Raw genomic sequence first — 17,766 nt, forward strand, 5'->3', positions numbered from 1 at the left:
TTGACATCGTTGGCACGCCTCCCGCAGATTGAATCCCAGCCCAGCGGTTGAAACGATTCAAACGCCTTGCGGAGGCCTCGATGAAGTGGCTCAGAGCAATCCTGCCGGTCACGGTCCTGGTGGCGAGCGGCGTGGTCGCGGCGCCGGCGGCGTCCGCCCTGCCCGGCCCCGGCTGGCAGAAGTACGTGGTCGCGCCGTCGAGCCGGGACGTGCGGCCGGTGAAGGTGCTGTCGACGACCGGCGACGTCACGAACCCGGCCGGCCTGCTCGGGCGGGGCGTCGCGACGTTCAAGCGGCAGGCGCCGCCGCCGAAGCCGGCCTGGCCCGCGGGGACCACCGCGGCCGCGTCGTCGTTCCACGCGCCGAACAACGGCGGGAACGGCCAGCCGCGGACGTACGAGCCGGGCAACGCCGTCGACGGCAACCCGGACACGTTCTGGAACGACGACACGATCGGCGCCTACCCGGACGTCCTGACGATCACCTCGGCCGCGCCGGCCGAGCTACCCGGCGTCACGATTCTGTCCAGTGTGGACGGTGTGCCGCAGGACTACACGGTGGAGGTCCTGGACGCGGGCGCGTGGCGCGTCGCGGCTTCGGTGACCGGCAACACCGCTGTCCAGCGCGCGGTCGCGTTCGACCGGCCGGTGACGACCACGCAGGTCCGGATCACCGTGACGAAGGACCAGAACACGCCATCGGGGGAGTTCAGCCGCGTCAACGAGGTCTGGCCCGGCCTGGTGGCCGACCCGCCGGTGCCGGTCGCGGTGGTGGACTTCGGCAAGGTCGTCGCCGGGTACCCGAAGATCTCGTTCGCGGGTGCGTCGGCGAACCACCCCGGCATCCGGGTGTCGACCTCGGAAACCCAGCAGTACCTGGGCGAACGCTCCGACTTCTCGCGCTCGGACTTCTCCGGCGGGCCGGGCAGCGACCAGATCGCCGTGCCGGTGACGCCGACCGTCTGGCGGGACACGAAGGGCTGCGCTACCGGGACCCAGGTGTGCGCGGACGGTCTGCGCGGCTTCCGCTACCTGCGGATCAGCCTCGACGCGCTGGCGTCGGACGCGCCGCTCACCGAGCCCTCCGGTGAGGTGCGCATCAACGGCGTCTCGCTGGACTTCACGCCGTTCCTGGGCACGCCGGACACCTACCGGGGCTGGTTCGAGTCGTCGGACTCCGAGCTGAACCGCTACTGGTACGCGGCGTCGTACACCAATGAGCTGGGCATGGACACCTTCCGCGAGTCCGATGTGGACCCGCGTGGCGCGTTCTCGCCGTCGCTGGACGGGAAACTGGTGCTGCACGACGGCGCGAAGCGCGACCGGGACCCGTACGTCGGCGACGTCGCGGTGTCCGGGCTGACCGAGTACCTGACGCACCAGGACGGCACGGCGGCTCGCAACGTCTTGGCCGACCTGGCCGACCACCAGCGGGCCGACGGCTGGATCCCGCCCGCGTCGATCAACAACTACACCTTGCCGCTGTTCGACTATCCGCTCTGGTGGGTGACGTCGAGCTGGGACTACGTGCTCTACACGGGCGACACCGCGTACGCGTCTTCGTACTACTCGCACCTCGTGAAGACGCTCGACGCGTGGTACCCGTCGGTCACCGATTCGCGCGGGTTGCTCGCGAAGGGCCTCAACGGCACCGGCGGCTACGGCGACTACGCGTTCCTGCCGCGTACGGGCGAAGTGACGTACTACAACGCGTTGTACGTCCGGGCACTTCAGGGCGCGGCGGGTCTGGCGCGTGCGACGGGGCACGCCGCTGACGCGGATCGGTGGCTTTCGCGGGCTTCCGGCGTCGCGGCGGCGGTGAACCAGTACCTGTGGGATCCGGCGGCGGGCGCCTACCTCGACTCGGGGACGGGCGCGGTGCGCCACGGGCAGGACGGCAACAGCCAGGCCGTTTTGGCCGGTATCGCGTCTCCGGCGCAAGCCACTTCGGCGCTGGCGCGGCTCGCGGCCGGGGCGTTGCCCTACGGGAATCCGTTCATGGATAACGACACTCTCGTCTCCGACGGGACGAAGCGTGTGTACGCGTTCACGTCGTTCCCGGAGATCCAGGCGCGGTTCCGGACCGGGCAGGCGGAGTCGGCGATCGACCAGATCAAGCGGATGTACGGCTGGATGGCGTCACACGACCCGGGCATCACGGCGTGGGAGGGCATCGGCGACGGCGGTTCGCACTACGAGCAGGGGTACACGTCGGCCGCGCACGGCTGGTCGACCGGCGTCGTGCCTGCGTTGACCAACGAGTTGCTGGGCGTCTCGCCGGCTTCGCCGGGCTTCGCGACGTGGACGGTTGCGCCGCACCCGGGTTCCGTTTCGTGGGCACGGGGAGCGGTGCCGACGCCCAAGGGCGCGTTGTCGGCTTCGTGGACTCAGCAGGGTTCGGTGTTCTCGTTGACGGTGACGGCTCCGCGGGGGACGTCCGGTTCGCTGGTGGTGCCGTCGGGCCGGCTGGTGCTGCTCGACGGCAAACCGGTGCGGAACGGTTCCCTGACGGTTTCCGGCGGGACGCACACGGTGCTGGTGGTGCGGTAGGGATATGCCATGAAGGGCACCCTCATGGTCATAAAGTCCATGAGGGTGCCCTTCATGGCATTCGGGTCCCGCGCGGAAAGTGTCGGTGGTGGTGCGTAGCGTGGGCGGCGTGAAGGAGCAGATGGGGTTCGACTTCGGCGTCGCGCAACCGGTTCGGCTCACGAAGGTGTCGCCGGCGCGGCTGGCCACCTTCGACGACTGCCCGCGCCGGTACAAGCTCGCGTACCTCGAACGGCCGACCCCGCAGCGCACGGGGCCGTGGGCGCACAGCACGCTCGGCGCGGTGGTGCACAACGCGCTGCGGGCGTTGTTCGACCTGCCGGTGCTCAAGCGGGTGCCGCAGCGGGCGGTGGCGCTGGTGGCGGAGTTCTGGAAGGACGCGGGCTTCGAGAGCGACGAACAGGCGGCGCGCTACCGGGCGCGGGCCAAGGGATGGGTGGCGGAGTACGTCGAGGACAACGACGTCAGCCACGACCCGGTGGGGCTCGAGCGGTGGGTGTCGGCGCCGGTGAGCCCGGCGCCGGGAGAGAAGCCGTCGATGATCATCGAGGGCCGCGCGGACCGCATCGACGCCCGAGACGGCGAGCTGGTCATCGTGGACTACAAGACGGGCAAGCGGCCGCCGGACGAGTACGAGGCCCGGGCGTCGCAGGCGCTGGCGTTGTACGCGGTGGCGGGGGCGCGCACGCTGCGGATGCCGTGCACGACGGTGGAGCTGCACCACCTCCCGACGGGCACGATCGCGGCGGCCGAGCACACCCCGGAGAGCCTGCGCAGGCACCTGCAACGCGCCGACGAGACCGCCGGAGACCTGAGGCTGGCCACGGATACCCTGGACGCGGGCGGCGACGAGGACGTGCTGTTCCCGGCCCGCCCGGACCGCCGTTGCGCTTGGTGCGACTTCAGGCCGAGCTGCAAGGCGGGGCAGGAAGCGGCCCCGCAGATGCAGCCCTGGGACCTGCTCGCGCCCTGACCGGGAGGAAAAGTGGCTTCACCGGACACCGACGAACTCTCCACGGTGCCCATGCCCACGGGCGGGTCTGACGCAGAGTCGGAGGCTGGGGCCGGGCCGGCAGCTGCGGCGCGGGCGGTTCCGCAGCAGCAGACCGAGCCGCTGGCTGCGGGTCCCGGCGCGGCCGAGGCGCAGACGGTGCCTCAGGAACGTGTCGACCCGGAGCTGATCGAGCCGGCCGATGCTGTTCCGGAGCCCGAGGCGGAGGCACCCGCCGAGCCGGCCAAGCCCGGCGGCCGCTGGTGGCGCGGATTCACCGGCTCACTCGCCGCCGGCCTCACGGTCCTGGCGATCGGTGTCCTCGTGGTCGCGGTGATCGACCTGAACACGGGCGCCCCGGGCCCCGGCGCGGTGCTGCTGATCGGCCATCCGGTGGCGGCGATTCTGGCGTTGCTGGCCCAGCGGGTCGCGGACCGCCGCAACGGTGCCCCGGCCGCGGGCGCGGGCTTGGCGGTCGTGCTCTTCACCGTCTCGGCCCTGACCCTCTTCTGGCTCACCTGAGCCCGAAGCGAAGCAACCACCTCGCGTACCCGGACGGTCGGCTCGCGTACCTGGACGGTCGGTTTGCCCGACGGAAGCCGGAACTCGCGTGATCGAGCCCGGAACTGGCGTGATTGAAGGCCGAACTCGCGTGATTGAAGGCCGAACTCGCCGCCGCTACTTCAGGGCCGTCAGCGTGCCGCCGCGTTCCTCCAGCAGGACCGGGCCCGCCGCTCCCAAGCGGACCACTCCCGTGTACCCGCGGCGGTCCACCCCGACCGTGCGGATCGTCGACCCGTCGTTCTCGTTCAGCACCGCCAAGCCGCCCTTGATCGGGACCACCAGCTGCTGTGCGAACACGATCCCCGGACCCGAAGCGCTGCTCAACGTCCACCGCGGCGAAAGGTCGTCGCGCGACAGCGCCACCATCTTCGACCCGCTGAACCAGTACAGGTTCTGGGTCGTCTGAGTCGTCGCCTCGACGCCCGCGGGGGGATCCGCGGCCAGGTCGCCCGCGGGCACGTCCAGCGGGTACGCCGCGCGCTGGGAACCGTCGCCGTTGTAGATCACCAGGAGTTTCTGTTCCGGCAGCACCACCGCCGTCAGATCACCCGACATCGCGATCACCCGGGCCCGCTTGCCCGCCAGCACGCTGCTGAACGCCACCGACGGCTCGTCGTCCTTCTCCGGTGCCGCCTTGTACACCGTCAGGCGGTCGGCCGGGTCGCCCGGGCAGCGCTCGATCACGCCGACCTTGCCCGACGCCGCCGCGACCGTGCCGTACGTGCAGCCCGTGCGGGGCTGCTTGCCCGCGTTGACCAGCGCCGGGACCTGGCCGTATTCGGCGCTCTGCACCAGGTCGTCGCGCCACGTCGTCAGGAGCTTCTTGCCCGTCGCCGTCACGTGCGAACCGTCGCTCACCAGCTGCGTGCCCAGCTCCGCGTTGCCGTTGCGCTGCGCCGTGATCCGGCCGGTGCCCGGGTCGAGCTGCGTGACCTCGCTGCAGTTCTCGGTCTTGTGGTAGACGGCGTTCAGCCGCCCCCACGTCTCGTTCAGCGTGCACAACGGCAGGTCACGCGTGTAGTGCCAGCGGATCTGGCCGGTCAGCGGGTCGCGGGCGGCGACCTCGCCGCCGTCCGCCGTCGCCACCGCGTCGCCCGCCACCACCGGGATCGGGGTCGCGCCGCTGCGGGCGCTCCACAGCTCCGCCAGCGAGCCGGGCACCGCGTTCGGCGCCGCGGGCAACGGCGGGGGTGCCGCCGCCTCGGTCCGGTCGGTGGCCGCGCTGTCGCTCGTCACACCGATGATCAGCGCGGCGGCGAGTGCGGCGACCGCGACCAGCGCCGCGATCACCCGGTCCCGCCCGCGGTTCCAAGGCGAGCGACGCGCCTTGACCCGCGGGGCGGGCGGAGTGCTTTCGACGTCCTCGAGGACGTCCTCCGAGCCGTATTCAGGAGTCTCTTCAGGCGTCTTCTCGACGTCGCTCACGTGCCGGGACCCCCGCGCTCAGGTTCAGTCTGCCGACGCAGGTGTATCAGACGTCGCGGCGGGACGGCGACGGCGGCGCCGCCGAGCCGGCCGCTCGGCGTTGTCGCCGGCCTCCTTCTCGGTGGCCGGGCCGGTCGCTTCCGGCGCGGTGCCGCGGGCGCGGCGACGCGTCCGAGTGCGTCCCTCCGACGAGGCCGGAGCGTCGTCCGGAGAAGTGGCAGCGGCGTTGTCCGCGGCCTCGATCGCCTCGCCCGACCGCGCGCCACCGCGGGTCCGCTTGCGCGGGGTGCGGTTGCGCTTGCGCGGCGCGTCCTCCGAGGGCGTCTCGCCGGCTTTGGCCCGGCCACGCGGGCCGCGGCGCTTGCCGCCCAGGTCCTCTTCCTCCTCGGCGGCCAGGCCGGCCCGGGTGCGGTTGGCCAGCGGCAGCCGGCCCTTCGTGCCCTCCGGGATGCCCAGGTCCTCATACAGGTGCTTCGACGACGAGTACGTCTCCACCGGCTCCGGCTTGTCGAGGCCGAGGGTGTCCGAGATCAGCTTCCAGCGCGGCATCTCGTCCCAGTCGACGAGGGTGACGGCGACACCGGTGCGCCCCGCGCGGCCGGTGCGGCCGATGCGGTGGACGTAGGTCTTCTCGTCGTCCGGGCACTGGTAGTTGATCACGTGCGTGACGTCGTCGATGTCGATGCCGCGGGCGGCGACGTCGGTCGCGACCAGGACGTCGACCTTGCCGGAGCGGAACGCGCGCAGGGCCTGCTCGCGGGCGCCCTGGCCCAGGTCGCCGTGCACGGCGGCGGCCGCGAAGCCGCGCTCGACCAGGTCGTCGGCCACCTTCTGCGCGGTGCGCTTGGTGCGGCTGAAGATCATCGTGAGACCACGGTCCTGTGCCTGCAGCACGCGGGCGATGACCTCGGGCTTGTCCATCGAGTGCGCCCGGTAGACGAACTGGGTGGTGCGCTCGTGGATCGCGCTCGCGTCGTTCTCTTCGGCGCGGATGTGCGTCGGCTGCCGCAGGAACGTGCGGGCCAGTGTGATGATCGGGCCGGGCATGGTGGCCGAGAACAGCATGGTCTGCCGCTCGTCCGGCACCATCCGCAGGATGCGCTCGATGTCGGGCAGGAAGCCCAGGTCGAGCATCTCGTCGGCCTCGTCCAGCACGAGACCGCGGACCTTGCCGAGCACGAGGTGCTGCTGCTCGGCCAGGTCGAGCAGGCGGCCCGGGGTGCCGATCACGACGTCGATGCCCTTGCGGAGCGCCTCGATCTGCGGCTCGTACGGGCGGCCGCCGTAGATGGCCAGGGTGCGGATGCCGAGGTGCTTGCCGGCGCCCTTGAGGTCGTTGGCGACCTGGATGCACAGCTCGCGGGTCGGCACCACGACCAGCACCTGCGGGGTGCCGTCGCCGGGGACCTGCACGCGGTGCAGCAGCGGGACGCCGAAGCCCAGCGTCTTGCCCATGCCGGTGCGGGCCTGGCCGATGAGGTCGTCGCCGGCCATCGCGAGCGGCAGCGTGAGCGCCTGGATCGCGAAGGTCCGCTCGATGCCGGCCTCGCCGAGGGCCTTGACGATCTCCGGCTTGACGCCGAAGGACGCGAAGGTCGGGGCTTCGGGCTCGACCTCGACGCCCGCCTGCAGCGGGTGGGAGGTGTCGAGCGCGGCCGGACCGGTCTCGCTGTGCTCCAGCGCGACGGCGGGGGTCTGTTCGGTTGTGGGAATTTCTGCGGTCAGGGTGATCGCCTCTCTCGTGACCAGCGCGCACAGCCGTAGGTCCGCTCGACACTCGACCGGGAGTAAACCCTGGTCCCTGGCGCTGATCTGGAGCGCGGAACCGGTCCGTCCCGGGAATGCCGGAAGAGGCGTGCACGCACATTGCAGTACGTCGGCAAGCCAACGTGACCTGCCTGTTCCCGACGCCGGTATGGCGTACGGAAGCTTCTATTTCAATCGCAGTGTACCTGGTCAGCAGTTTTTCGACAGTACCCGGCACGCCGGAACCCGTGTGATCGGTCTCGTCCCGACACGCCCGGGTGCTTCGGCGATACCCTGCCCCCGTGACCGAGCCGAAAGAGATCTCAGAAGGCGTAGTCGACCTTCTGGGTGTGATCGCCTACCTCGAACTGTCCGCGTTCGACCGGATGGCCGAAGACGCGCGCAGTGCCCCCACCCTGGCGGGGCGGGCCGCGCTGGCGCAGATGGCGGCCGCGGAGATCGGTCACTACGGCCTGCTGGCCCAGCACCTGGCCGGTCACGACGTCAAGATCGAAGACGCGATGACGCCGTTCGTCGCCCAGGTCGACGCCTGGCACGCTTCGACGCCGCCGAAGTCGTGGCTGGAGTCGCTGGTCAAGGCCTACGTCGGCGACGGGCTGGCCGCCGACCTCTACCGCGAGATCGCCAGCTGGCTCGACCCCGAGACCAAGGACCTCGTGCTCACCGTGCTCGCCGACACCGGCCACTCCGCGTTCGCCGAACGCGAAGTCGCGGCCGGCATCGAAGCCGATCCCAAGACCCGCGACAAGCTCGCCCTGTGGGGCCGCCGCCTGCTGGGGGAGGCACTGACCCAGGCCCAGTACGTCGTCGCCGAGCGCGACGGGCTGGCCGAGCTGATCATCGGCGGATCCGGCGACCTCTCCGGAATTGCGGCGCTGTTCCGGCGGTTGCAACAGGGGCACACGAAGCGCATGCAGGCGCTCGGCCTGGGCTGATCCCGATGGAGTACCCGGAAGTGACGACGCGGTCGAGCGCGGACATGCGCCACCGGAACGAGCCCGTTCGGTTAGCCTTGCCGAGCACATCCCTTACGAATTTCCAGCGGAGGTCCCACGTGGAGGTCAAGATCGGCATCAAGGACACGCCGCGCGAGCTGGTGGTGTCCAGTGGCCAGTCTCCCGACGAGGTGGAGAAGCTGGTCGCCGAGGCCCTGACGGCCGGTGACGGGCTCTTCCGCATCAGCGACGAGAAGGGGCGCAAGTACATCGTCCCCTCCGACCGCATCGCGTACGTCGAGATCGCCCCGTCCGACGTCCGCAAGGTCGGGTTCGGCGTCGGCGACTGACTCGTAGCCGTCGCGAAGGCCACCCCGGGATCCCCCGGGGTGGCCTTCGTGCTTGTCGCCCTGGTGGGCGGCGCTTTCACCGGATCGGTGCGTGTTCCTTGGAGTGTCGCGATCCCGCCGCCTAACTTCGGCTGGCGATCCGGCGCCACGGGGCCCGGACGGACACTCCGGGAGCGACCAGGATGACCACTGTCGAGCCGATGGCCGGCGACGTGGCGGAGCTCGTGCGGAGCACCCTTTCCGCGCACAAGTCGATGTTCCTCGCGACCTCGGGCAGCGACGGCCCGTGGGTCGGCGGGGTGTACTTCGCGGAGACGGGGCCGTTCACGCTGAACCTGGTGCTCGAGGACCGGGGACGCACGCTGGCCGCGGTCCGGGAGAACCCGGTGGTTTCGGTCGTGGTGTCGACGGGTTCTCCGATGCAGCCGTTCCTGCAGGCACAGGCCCTCGCCGAGATCGTCCCGGCCGACGACGACCCGCTGGTGCGCTCGCTCCTGGTGACGAAGGTCCCGGAGGCGGCACCGTTCCTCGACGCGCCGGTCACGGCGGTCCGCCTGAGCATCCGCAAGTGGCGCGCGACGGACATCCCGAACGGCTGGCTGCCCGGGCGCGAGCTGCCCGGGCCGCGTCAGCCCTGATCCGGCCGGTGCGGCCACCGCGCGGGGTGGCCGAGCCGGTTCCGAAGTCCGTGAAGCCCCTCCCGATCAGGTCGGAAGGGGCTTCACGGCGTTTCAGGGGTTGAGCGTTGTGGGCTGGTGAGCTGCCGGTCCGGCACGCCGGGTCCGTGTGGCCGGAGCCCGGCGGTCCGGACAGCTTCCTGCGTGGCCTCGGCGCCCGCGTTCGCGAGCGGGCCCGGATGCTTGCGGACGAGATCGCCCGGCCCGCGGCCGTCGTGTCGAGACCGGGCCCGAGGTCGCAGGCCTCTAGGCGTTGAGTTCTTCCAGCGTCGTGGGCACGTGGAACGGCGGGGTGCTCGTCCCCATGATCCGGTACCGCCCCCACGGGTCCGGGTCCGACAGCTCGCCGGTGGCCGTGTACTCGCCCGCCTGGATCGACACCGGCTTCTTCTTGCCGCCCGCCAGCTTCGTCAGCTCCTCGTTCACCGCGACTCGGCCGTACCAGCGGTAATACCCGTCGATCGGCTGGAAGTACCCGCGCAGCTCCACCGTCGTCGTCAGCGAGACCCCGTCGACCACCAGGGTCGCCGAGCCGCTGTAGCCGTCTTCGTCGTGGTCGCTCATGACGTCTCCTCCAGCGAATCGGGCTCCGTGCGGCCCAGCTGGACCACCTTGTTGGCCTCCAGGGGCAGGTTCGGGTCGATGACCACGCCGTGCTGGCGGGTCAGCCCGTCGATCGCCGCCCAGATGATCTGCGTCAGGTACTCGACCACCGCGTCGCGGCCCATCGAACGGCGGTCCAGCCACCACTCGCCGGTGTTCTGGACCATGCCGACGATCCCGTGCGCCCACGGCTCGGCCGCGCCGGAGTCCATGTTGAACATCCGCATGTAGTCGCCCAGCAGCGCCGTCAGCGCCGTCGCGATCAGTTCCTTGTCCTCGGCCACGACGTCCGACGACACCGGCTTCTCCGGGCGGCCGTGCGCCAGCAGCCGGTACAGGTTCGGGTGCTCCTCGATCACCGTGAAGAACGCGTCGAGGGCCATCCGGATCCGCGGGACCGGCGCGAGCTCGGCGTTGATCGCCGGGATCAGGCGCTCGAAGAGGATCTCCGTGCCGCGCTGGCCGAGGGCCACGTACAGGTCGGCCTTGTCGTCGAAGTGCCGGTACAGCACGGGTTTCGTGACGCCCGCTTCGGCGGCGACGTCCTCCATGCCGAGGTCCGGGCCGTGCGTGTCGAGCGCCCGCAGCGCCGCCTCGACGAACTCCTTGCGCCGCGCGATCCGGTGCTTGCGCCAGCGGTCGCGACGAGCGTCGCCGGTCGCCTCCCCGTCGCGCGACGAGGGCTTGGACTGCTTGCCGGAGCGCTTGACACGTTCGATCACGAGAGGGATGCTACCAAAGGTAACTGTTACCGCAAGTTACATGTTTCGGAAGGGGTTGTCGGCAATGACGCGGACGCTGAAGGAACCGGATCGCGAGAAGACCGCGGAGCGCCTGCTCAAGTCGTCGGCCAACAAGTTCTACGACCCCGACGTCGACATCGACTGGACGGCGCCCCTGGTCGAGGGCAAGCGCTTCATCCTCGACGAGCGCTCTTCGCTCTACGGCACCGAACTCTGGGACAAGCTGACCCCCGAGCAGCGCATCGAGCTGGGCAAGCACGAGGTCGCGAGTGTTGCCACCACCGGGCTTTGGTTCGAAATCCTCCTGATGCAAATGCTGCTCAAGGAGGTCTACGAGCAGGACCCGACATCGGCGCACGCGCAGTTCGCCCTCACCGAGATCGCCGACGAATGCCGCCACTCGACGATGTTCGCGCGGATGGCGTCGCGGATCGGCTGCCCCGCCTACGGCCCGGTGCCGTGGCTGCGGAAGCTGGCGAAGCTGATGCCGACGATCTCCTACGGCCCGGCGCGCTACGGCGCGATCCTGGTCGCCGAAGAGGTGCTCGACCGGCTGCAGCGCGAGCAGATGAACGACGACGGCGTCCAGCCGCTGGTCCGGATGGTCAACCGGATCCACGTGCTGGAGGAGGCGCGGCACGTCACCTTCGCCCGCGAAGAGGTCACGCGCGGCATGGCGAAGCTGTCGAAGGCCGAGATCGGCTACCAGCAGTTCATCATCGCGCTCATCTCGTACTTCGTGACGCGGGCGTTCATCAACCCGAACGTCTACAAGGCGGTCGGCATCCGGCCGCGCGACGGCGTCGAAGCGGCGCTGAACAACCCGCACTGGCAGGGGACGATCGCGTGGGCGGGGGAGAAGATCATGCCGTTCCTCGAGGAGTCCGGCCTGGTCGGGCTGCCCGGGAAGTACTTCTGGCGCAAGTCGTTCCTGCTCCCGGCGGGCCGGTGACCACCGCGTCGCGGCTGCGCGACCCGTCGATCGCGCACCGGTTCGTCGCGAGCGACGGCGCCGCGCTGCACGTTTCGCAGTCCGGGCCGGCCGATTCGGCGGTGACGCTGGTGCTGGTGCACGGCTGGACGCAGGACCACCGGACGTGGGACTTCGTGCTGCCGCACCTCGACCCCGGCGTGCGCGTCCTGCGCTACGACCTGCGCGGCCACGGCGGCTCGGCGCACGCCCGCCCGGGCTCGGCGACGATCTCGCGGCTGGCCGACGACCTGGCCGAGCTGATCGCCGACCGCGTCCCGGCGGGGCCGCTGGTGCTGGCCGGGCACTCGATGGGCGGCATGACGCTGATGGTGCTCGCCGAACGGCACCCTGCGCTCGTCCGGGAGCGGCTCGCGGGGGCGGCGTTCGTCGCGACGTCGTCGGGGGACATGGACCAGCTGACGTTGGGTTTCCCGGGCCTGGTCGGCCGGGGCGTGACGCGCTTCGAGCCACGGGTGGCCCGCCTGCTCGCCCGGCTGAAGGCGGACACCCTGCGCCTGCGGCCGGGCATGGTCCGGTCCGGAGCACGCCGCCTGGTTTTCGGCGACCGGCCGGGGCGGGCGCAGGTGGACAGCGTCGTCGAGCAGCTGCTGAGCGCGCACCCGGCGAGCGCGGGGCTGTTCCTGGACGCGATCGCGGCCCACCGCGGCGTCGGCGGGCTGGGCGCGCTGTGCGACGTCCCGTCGGTGGTGCTGGCGGGGGAGAAGGACCGGCTCTGCCCGCTGGCGCACGCGAAGGTGATCGCGGACGAGCTGCCGCACGCGGAGTTCGTGCGTTATCCGGGCGCCGGGCACATGCTGCCGCAGGAGCGCCCGTTCGAAGTGGCGCGCCGCATCAGCGCGCTGGTCCGGGTGGCCGCGCGCCGCTGAACGTCTTGAATGACTCATTCAGGTCTTCCGAGGTCCTGAATGAGTCATTCAAGACACCGGTCAGGAGTCCTTGAGCGGGAAGCCGCCGCCGATGCCGCGCCAAGCCAGGTTGGCCGTCAGCGCCACCGCTTCCTCGCGGCTCATCGACTGGTGGTGCTGCAGCCAGAACCGGGCGCTGACCTGGCTCATCCCGACCAGGCCCACCGCCAGCAGCCGTGCCTTGTCCTCGTCGAGGCCGGCGTCCGCCGTGATCGTGTCCGTGATCGCGTCCACGCTCGCCGACGTCGCGCGGTCGACCGCTTCCTGGACCGCCGGCTCGCCGCGCAGGTCGGACTCGAACACCATCCGGAACGCGCCCGCGTCGTTGCTGACGAAGTCGAAGAACGCGCCGACCGTCGCCGGGACGCGCTGGCGGTTCTCCGTGGTCGAGTCCAGCGCCGTCTGCACGCGCTTCACCAGCTCGTCGACGTGGCTCTCCAGCAGCGCGATGTACAGGTCGAGCTTGCCGGGGAAGTGCTGGTAGAGCACCGGCTTGCTGACACCGGCCACTTCGGCGATCTCGTCCATCGCGGCGGCGTGGTAGCCGTTCTCGGCGAAGACCCGCTGCGCCGCGGCGAGGAGCTGGGCCCGCCGTTCCGTCCGGGGCAGGCGCACCCCGCGCTGCTGCAGCCGCGTCATCTCCGTCATGCCCATCCTCCCGTCTTCACACCTTCGACGGGCGGGGTCGCCACCGCGTGAAGTCGTCTTGAAGATTACTCGCCGGTATGTATGCCTTGCCAAGTGTCGGGCATCCTGGATCCGTGAACACCGCCGCGACCACGCGGGCGCCGCTGACCCACGTGCCCCTCTCGACCAGGGAATTGCCGTCCCTCGAGCCGATCCTCCCGCCCTGGCCGGCGACTTTCGAAGAAGTCGGCGCGGCCCGCCTCCACGTCCGCCGCACGCCGGGCCCGGACGGCGCGCCCGCGGTCTACGTGCACGGCCTCGGCGGCTCGTCGACGAACTGGACCGACCTGGCCGCGCTGCTCGCGCCGGTCGCCGGCGGCACCGCGCCCGACCTGCCCGGCTTCGGCTACTCGGAGCCCGAAAAGGGCTTCGATTTCAGCCTCCAGGCGCACGCGGAGGTCGTTGCGCGGCACATCGAGGACGTCGGCGCGCCGGTGCACCTGCTCGGCAACTCGATGGGCGGGGCGATCGCGCTGATGATCGCCGAACGCCGTCCCGAGCTGGTCAAGACGCTGACGCTGATCTCGCCGGCGATGCCGGACCGCCGCCCGAACCCGCGGCGGCTGTCGGACCCGCGGATGGCATTCGCGTACCTGCCGCTGGTCGGCGCGCGGGTGCGGGCGCAGCTGGCCGCCCTCGGCCCGCGTGAACGCGCCGCGCAGGTGATCAAGCTGTGCTTCGCCGACCCGTCGCGGTTCCCGGAGAGCCGGCTGGACGAGCTGGCCGAGGAGCACGGCGCCCGGGCCGGGTTCAGCTGGGCCGCGCCCGCCATGGCGCGCAGCACGTTCGCGATCTTCCGGGCGTGGTCGTCGCTCGGGAAGTCGTCGCTCTGGTCGTCGGCGCCGCGAGTGAAGGCACCGACGCTGGTGGTCTGGGGCCGCGAGGACCGGGTCATCTCCGTGCGGCGCGCGATGCGGACGGCCCGGGTGATCCCGAAGGCCCGGCTGCTCGTCCTGCCGCGGACGGGGCACGTGGCGCAGATGGAGCGCCCGATCGTCGTGGCGAAGGCCGTGCTCGGCATGTGGGAGCACGTCGAAGCCGGGACCTGGTAGCCCGATCGGGCTACGACAATTCCCCGGGTGGACCGCCAGTCGCCGATAACGGTTCGGTGGCGCTGTGGCACCCTGGTGCGGTGGACCGGGTGAAGCACGACGCGCGAGGCGAAGATCGGCGGGCTCCCCACCGTGCCTCGGCCCGCCGCACCCCGGAGCCCGGAGACGCCCCGCGGACCGGCCAGTACCGCCCGGCCCGGCAGCCGGCCCAGCGCGTCGGCGAGGACCGCTACCGCCCCGGCGGGCGGCGCACCAGCGCCGAGCCGCTGAGCGCCTCCTGGAAGCCGCACGCCGAGACCCCGCGCGAGAAGCCCGAGCCGCCGAAGGCCGCCGGCCTCGCGAAATTCACCAAGACCTACGGCTGGCGCGTCTACGCCCTGCCGATCCTCGTGGTGCTGACCGTGCTCGTCGTCGTCAACACCGCGAACAGCCCGGCCGAGCCGATCGCCGAACAGGGCGCCCCCACGGGCGTCGAGTCGGCGGGTGGCGACGCGGCGGGCGGCGCGATCGACGGCAACGGCGAGCAGACCATCCCGGAGAACCCGGCGACGCCGGTCGACCTCAAGGTGCCGACCGCCGAGCTGCCCGACGGCGGCCCGTTCACGCAGGCGGGCGCCGGCAAGTGGCACGTCGTGCCGGGCAGCGGCCCGAAGATCGGCACCGGGAAGCTGTACACGTACACCATCGAGGTCGAGGACGGCATCGACCCGGCGAGCTACGCCGGTGACGACGCCTTCGCCTCGGCCGTCCAGGGCACGCTGTCCGACCCCAAGAAGGGCTGGACCTGGGACGGCAAGATCGCGTTCCAGCGGGTGGACGCGAACTTCCCGAACCCGACGTTCAAGGTGAGCCTCACCACGCCGGAGACCACCCACCGGCCGGACGCCTGCGGGTTCCAGATCAAGTTCGAGGCGTCCTGCTACCGCAAGAGCCTCGGGCGCGTGCTGATCAACCTGGCCCGCTGGGTGCGCGGCGCGAAGGCGTACGGCGCCGACATGACCGGGTACCGGCAGTACGCCATCAACCACGAGGTCGGGCACGCACTGGGCAACCAGCACGTCGGCTGCGGCGGCACCGACCAGCCGGCGCCGGTGATGATGCAGCAGTCCTTCGGCGTCAACGACGACTACGTGTCGATGCTCAACGACATCCCCGGCGGCGACAAGGGCAAGGTCGCCAAGGACGGCCGCATCTGCAAGACCAACTCCTGGCCCAACCCCACGCCGTAGCCCGTCCCACCATCTGGACCTGGGAAGGTCTGTTTGCCAGCGCGCGTTGTGCATAGTGGGATGGACGCGATCCGCGCGAGATGGAGGACCCGATGTCAGCACTGCCGCCGCTCGTCGAGCCGGCTGCCGAGCTCACCAAGGAAGAGGTGGCCCGGTACAGCCGTCACCTGATCATCCCGGACGTCGGGGTGACCGGGCAGAAGCGGCTCAAGAACGCGAAGGTCCTGGTCATCGGCGCCGGCGGTCTCGGCAGCCCCGCGCTGCTGTACCTGGCCGCGGCCGGCGTCGGCACGCTCGGCATCGTCGACTTCGACGTCGTGGACGAGTCGAACCTGCAGCGCCAGGTCATCCACGGCCAGTCCGACGTCGGCAAGCTCAAGGCCGCGTCCGCGCAGGAGTCGATCGCCGAGATCAACCCGCTGGTCAAGGTGCACCTGCACACCGACCGGCTGGATTCGTCGAACGCGCTGGAGATCTTCGAGCAGTACGACCTCATCGTCGACGGCACGGACAATTTCGCCACGCGCTACCTCGTGAACGACGCCGCGGTGCTGCTGGGCAAGCCGTACGTCTGGGGCTCGATCTTCCGGTTCGAGGGCCAGGTCAGCGTGTTCTGGGAGGACGCGCCGAACGGCAAGGGCCTCAACTACCGCGACCTCTACCCGGAGCCGCCGCCCCCGGGCATGGTTCCCTCCTGCGCAGAGGGTGGCGTGCTGGGCGTGCTCTGCGCGTCCATCGGCTCGATCATGGTGACCGAGGCGATCAAGCTCATCACCGGCATCGGTGAGACGCTGCTCGGGCGGCTCATCAGCTACGACGCGCTGGACATGAAGTACCGCGAGGTCAAGATCCGCAAGGACCCCGAGACCCCGAAGATCACCGAGCTGATCGACTACGAGGCGTTCTGCGGCGTCGTTTCCGACGAGGCCGCTTCCGCGGCTTCCGGCAGCACGATCACGCCGGCCGAGCTCAAGGCCAAGTTCGACAGCGGCGAGAACTTCGCCCTGATCGACGTCCGCGAGCCGCACGAGTACGAGATCGTCAACATCAAGGGCGCGACGCTGATCCCGAAGGACCGCATCCTCTCGGGCGAGGCACTGGCGGAGCTGCCGCAGGACAAGCCGATCGTCCTGCACTGCAAGTCCGGCGCCCGGTCCGCGGAGGCCCTCGCCGCGCTGCACGCGGCCGGCTTCAAGGACGCGACGCACCTCGGGGGCGGCGTGCTGGCCTGGGCCAAGCAGATCGACCCGAGCCTGCCGACCTACTGACAGTCGTTGTGCCGTTAAGGCCACCTTACGGGCGTCAGACGCCCGTAAGGTGGCCTTAACGGCATTTCGGGCCGGGCGCAAAACCGTGTGTGACCAGCGCGTCTTCTCGATCGTGGACCACCCGGCCGGGTACCGTCACCAGTTGTGCGGACAACTCTCGAACGTCCTCCGGCGCACGTCTGCGCGGCCTTCGGCGGGCTTGACGACGCCGGCGAACCGCTGCCGGACTCGACGGCGTGGCGCTGCGGCGACCTCGTGTTCAAGCCGGTCACCGACAAGGCCGAGACGCTGTGGACCGCCCGCGCGCTCGACTACGTGCACGAACCGGGCCTGCGGGTCGCGAAGCCGGTCCGCTCCAGCGACGGCCGCTGGATCGTCGGCGGCTGGACGGCGTCCCGGTTCGTCCCCGGCACACCGGAGCACCGCGGCGACGCGTCGGTGCTGGCGGCGGTGAAGCTGCACCGCGCGACCATCGGCCTGCCGCGCCCGGACTTCATCGCCGGCCGTCGCGACGTCGACGCGGTCGCCGACCGGATCGCGTGGGAAGAGCTCGAGGTCCCCCTGGCGGAGACGAAGGGCGGCCGCTGGTTCGAGGTCCTCGCCGGCGCCCGCCGCCCGATCAAGCTGCCCCTGCAGGTGGCCCACGGCGAGCTCCTGGCCGGCCTGCTGTTCGACGGCGACGCGGCCCCGGGCGTCGTCGACTTCGTCCCGTACTACCGCCCGGGCGAGTACGGCGCGGCGATCGTCGCGGTGGACGCCCTGGCTTGGGGGGACGCGAACCGCGACCTGCTCGAACGCTGGGCGCACCTGCCGGAGTGGCCACAGCTGCTGCTGCGCGCGGTGCTGTTCCGCCTGGCGGCGAACGCGTTGAACCCGAGGTCGACGCAGGCATCGCTGGACGGTTTGCGAGCAGCGGCACGCGAAGTCAGCGGCGTGCTCTGAGCCGTGTGACCCGCCCCACGGGTGGTCCGCGTTACGCGGGCGTGAACGGTGCCGGCCCGAGCCGGGCACGGCACCTCCCACTGAG

At 71.0% G+C, this 17,766-nt stretch carries 17 protein-coding genes; 12 read left to right on the forward strand and 5 right to left on the reverse strand.

The window, feature by feature from the left end:
* Positions 1-80: 80 nt before the first annotated feature.
* The 3 genes from QQ657_RS39385 (at position 81) to QQ657_RS39395 (ending at position 4,062) form a co-directional block, all read left to right on the forward strand.
* Positions 81-2,549, forward strand: coding sequence for an alpha-L-rhamnosidase-related protein (locus QQ657_RS39385; RefSeq protein WP_284747441.1), 2,469 nt, complete (start codon positions 81-83; stop codon positions 2,547-2,549).
* A gap of 121 nt (positions 2,550-2,670) precedes the next feature.
* Entirely contained in the window at positions 2,671-3,522 is an 852-nt protein-coding gene (locus tag QQ657_RS39390) for a RecB family exonuclease (protein ID WP_284747536.1), read from the forward strand.
* Positions 3,523-3,699: 177 nt separating this feature from the next.
* A complete protein-coding gene (locus QQ657_RS39395) occupies positions 3,700-4,062 on the forward strand; it encodes a hypothetical protein (protein ID WP_284747442.1) in 363 nt (120 codons plus the stop codon).
* Positions 4,063-4,218: 156 nt separating this feature from the next.
* On the opposite strand, the gene QQ657_RS39400 is transcribed toward QQ657_RS39395, so the two are convergent.
* Complete coding sequence (locus QQ657_RS39400) at positions 4,219-5,529, reverse strand: Rv3212 family protein (RefSeq protein WP_284747443.1); 1,311 nt, start codon at positions 5,527-5,529, stop codon at positions 4,219-4,221.
* Between the two features lie 24 nt (positions 5,530-5,553).
* The gene (locus QQ657_RS39405; protein ID WP_284747444.1) at positions 5,554-7,023 is read right to left on the reverse strand and encodes a DEAD/DEAH box helicase; all 1,470 of its coding nucleotides are present in this window, start codon (positions 7,021-7,023) and stop codon (positions 5,554-5,556) included.
* Between the two features lie 554 nt (positions 7,024-7,577).
* Between QQ657_RS39405 and QQ657_RS39410 the strand changes: the two genes are divergently transcribed.
* From QQ657_RS39410 to QQ657_RS39420, 3 genes are all read left to right on the forward strand, one after another.
* Complete coding sequence (locus tag QQ657_RS39410; RefSeq protein ID WP_284747445.1) at positions 7,578-8,231, forward strand: ferritin-like fold-containing protein; 654 nt, start codon at positions 7,578-7,580, stop codon at positions 8,229-8,231.
* Between the two features lie 119 nt (positions 8,232-8,350).
* Entirely contained in the window at positions 8,351-8,581 is a 231-nt protein-coding gene (locus QQ657_RS39415) for a DUF3107 domain-containing protein (RefSeq protein WP_284747446.1), read from the forward strand.
* A 182-nt stretch (positions 8,582-8,763) separates the two neighbouring features.
* Positions 8,764-9,219: a pyridoxamine 5'-phosphate oxidase family protein gene (locus QQ657_RS39420; RefSeq protein ID WP_284747447.1), complete on the forward strand. Its 456-nt coding sequence runs from the start codon at positions 8,764-8,766 to the stop codon at positions 9,217-9,219.
* Positions 9,220-9,504: 285 nt separating this feature from the next.
* On the opposite strand, the gene QQ657_RS39425 is transcribed toward QQ657_RS39420, so the two are convergent.
* On the reverse strand, positions 9,505-9,822 hold the full coding sequence (locus QQ657_RS39425) for a DUF4873 domain-containing protein (RefSeq protein WP_284747448.1): 318 nt from the start codon (positions 9,820-9,822) through the stop codon (positions 9,505-9,507).
* Entirely contained in the window at positions 9,819-10,592 is a 774-nt protein-coding gene (locus QQ657_RS39430; protein WP_284747537.1) for a TetR/AcrR family transcriptional regulator, read from the reverse strand. The genes QQ657_RS39425 and QQ657_RS39430 overlap by 4 nt, the downstream gene beginning before the upstream one ends.
* Before the next feature lie 55 nt (positions 10,593-10,647).
* On the opposite strand from QQ657_RS39430, the gene QQ657_RS39435 reads away from it, so the two are divergent.
* Together QQ657_RS39435 and QQ657_RS39440 are read left to right on the forward strand one after the other, a co-directional pair.
* Entirely contained in the window at positions 10,648-11,556 is a 909-nt protein-coding gene (locus tag QQ657_RS39435) for an AurF N-oxygenase family protein (protein ID WP_284747449.1), read from the forward strand.
* Entirely contained in the window at positions 11,553-12,464 is a 912-nt protein-coding gene (locus QQ657_RS39440) for an alpha/beta fold hydrolase (protein ID WP_284747450.1), read from the forward strand. The genes QQ657_RS39435 and QQ657_RS39440 overlap by 4 nt, the downstream gene beginning before the upstream one ends.
* 60 nt (positions 12,465-12,524) lie before the next feature.
* On the opposite strand, the gene QQ657_RS39445 is transcribed toward QQ657_RS39440, so the two are convergent.
* A complete protein-coding gene (locus QQ657_RS39445; RefSeq protein ID WP_284747451.1) occupies positions 12,525-13,151 on the reverse strand; it encodes a TetR/AcrR family transcriptional regulator in 627 nt (208 codons plus the stop codon).
* 77 nt (positions 13,152-13,228) lie between these two features.
* Here QQ657_RS39445 and QQ657_RS39450 point away from each other — a divergent pair, with 77 nt between their 5' ends.
* From QQ657_RS39450 to QQ657_RS39465, 4 genes are all read left to right on the forward strand, one after another.
* Positions 13,229-14,242, forward strand: a complete 1,014-nt coding sequence (locus QQ657_RS39450) for an alpha/beta fold hydrolase (RefSeq protein ID WP_284747452.1) — start codon at positions 13,229-13,231, stop codon at positions 14,240-14,242.
* Between the two features lie 80 nt (positions 14,243-14,322).
* On the forward strand, positions 14,323-15,471 hold the full coding sequence (locus QQ657_RS39455) for a DUF3152 domain-containing protein (RefSeq protein WP_284747453.1): 1,149 nt from the start codon (positions 14,323-14,325) through the stop codon (positions 15,469-15,471).
* A gap of 92 nt (positions 15,472-15,563) precedes the next feature.
* A complete protein-coding gene (gene moeZ / locus QQ657_RS39460) occupies positions 15,564-16,739 on the forward strand; it encodes an adenylyltransferase/sulfurtransferase MoeZ (RefSeq protein WP_284747454.1) in 1,176 nt (391 codons plus the stop codon).
* 144 nt (positions 16,740-16,883) lie between these two features.
* A complete protein-coding gene (locus QQ657_RS39465; protein WP_284747455.1) occupies positions 16,884-17,681 on the forward strand; it encodes a TIGR02569 family protein in 798 nt (265 codons plus the stop codon).
* Positions 17,682-17,766 lie beyond the last annotated feature (85 nt).

Source organism: Amycolatopsis ponsaeliensis (assembly GCF_030182635.1).
Taxonomy (GTDB): domain Bacteria; phylum Actinomycetota; class Actinomycetes; order Mycobacteriales; family Pseudonocardiaceae; genus Amycolatopsis; species Amycolatopsis ponsaeliensis.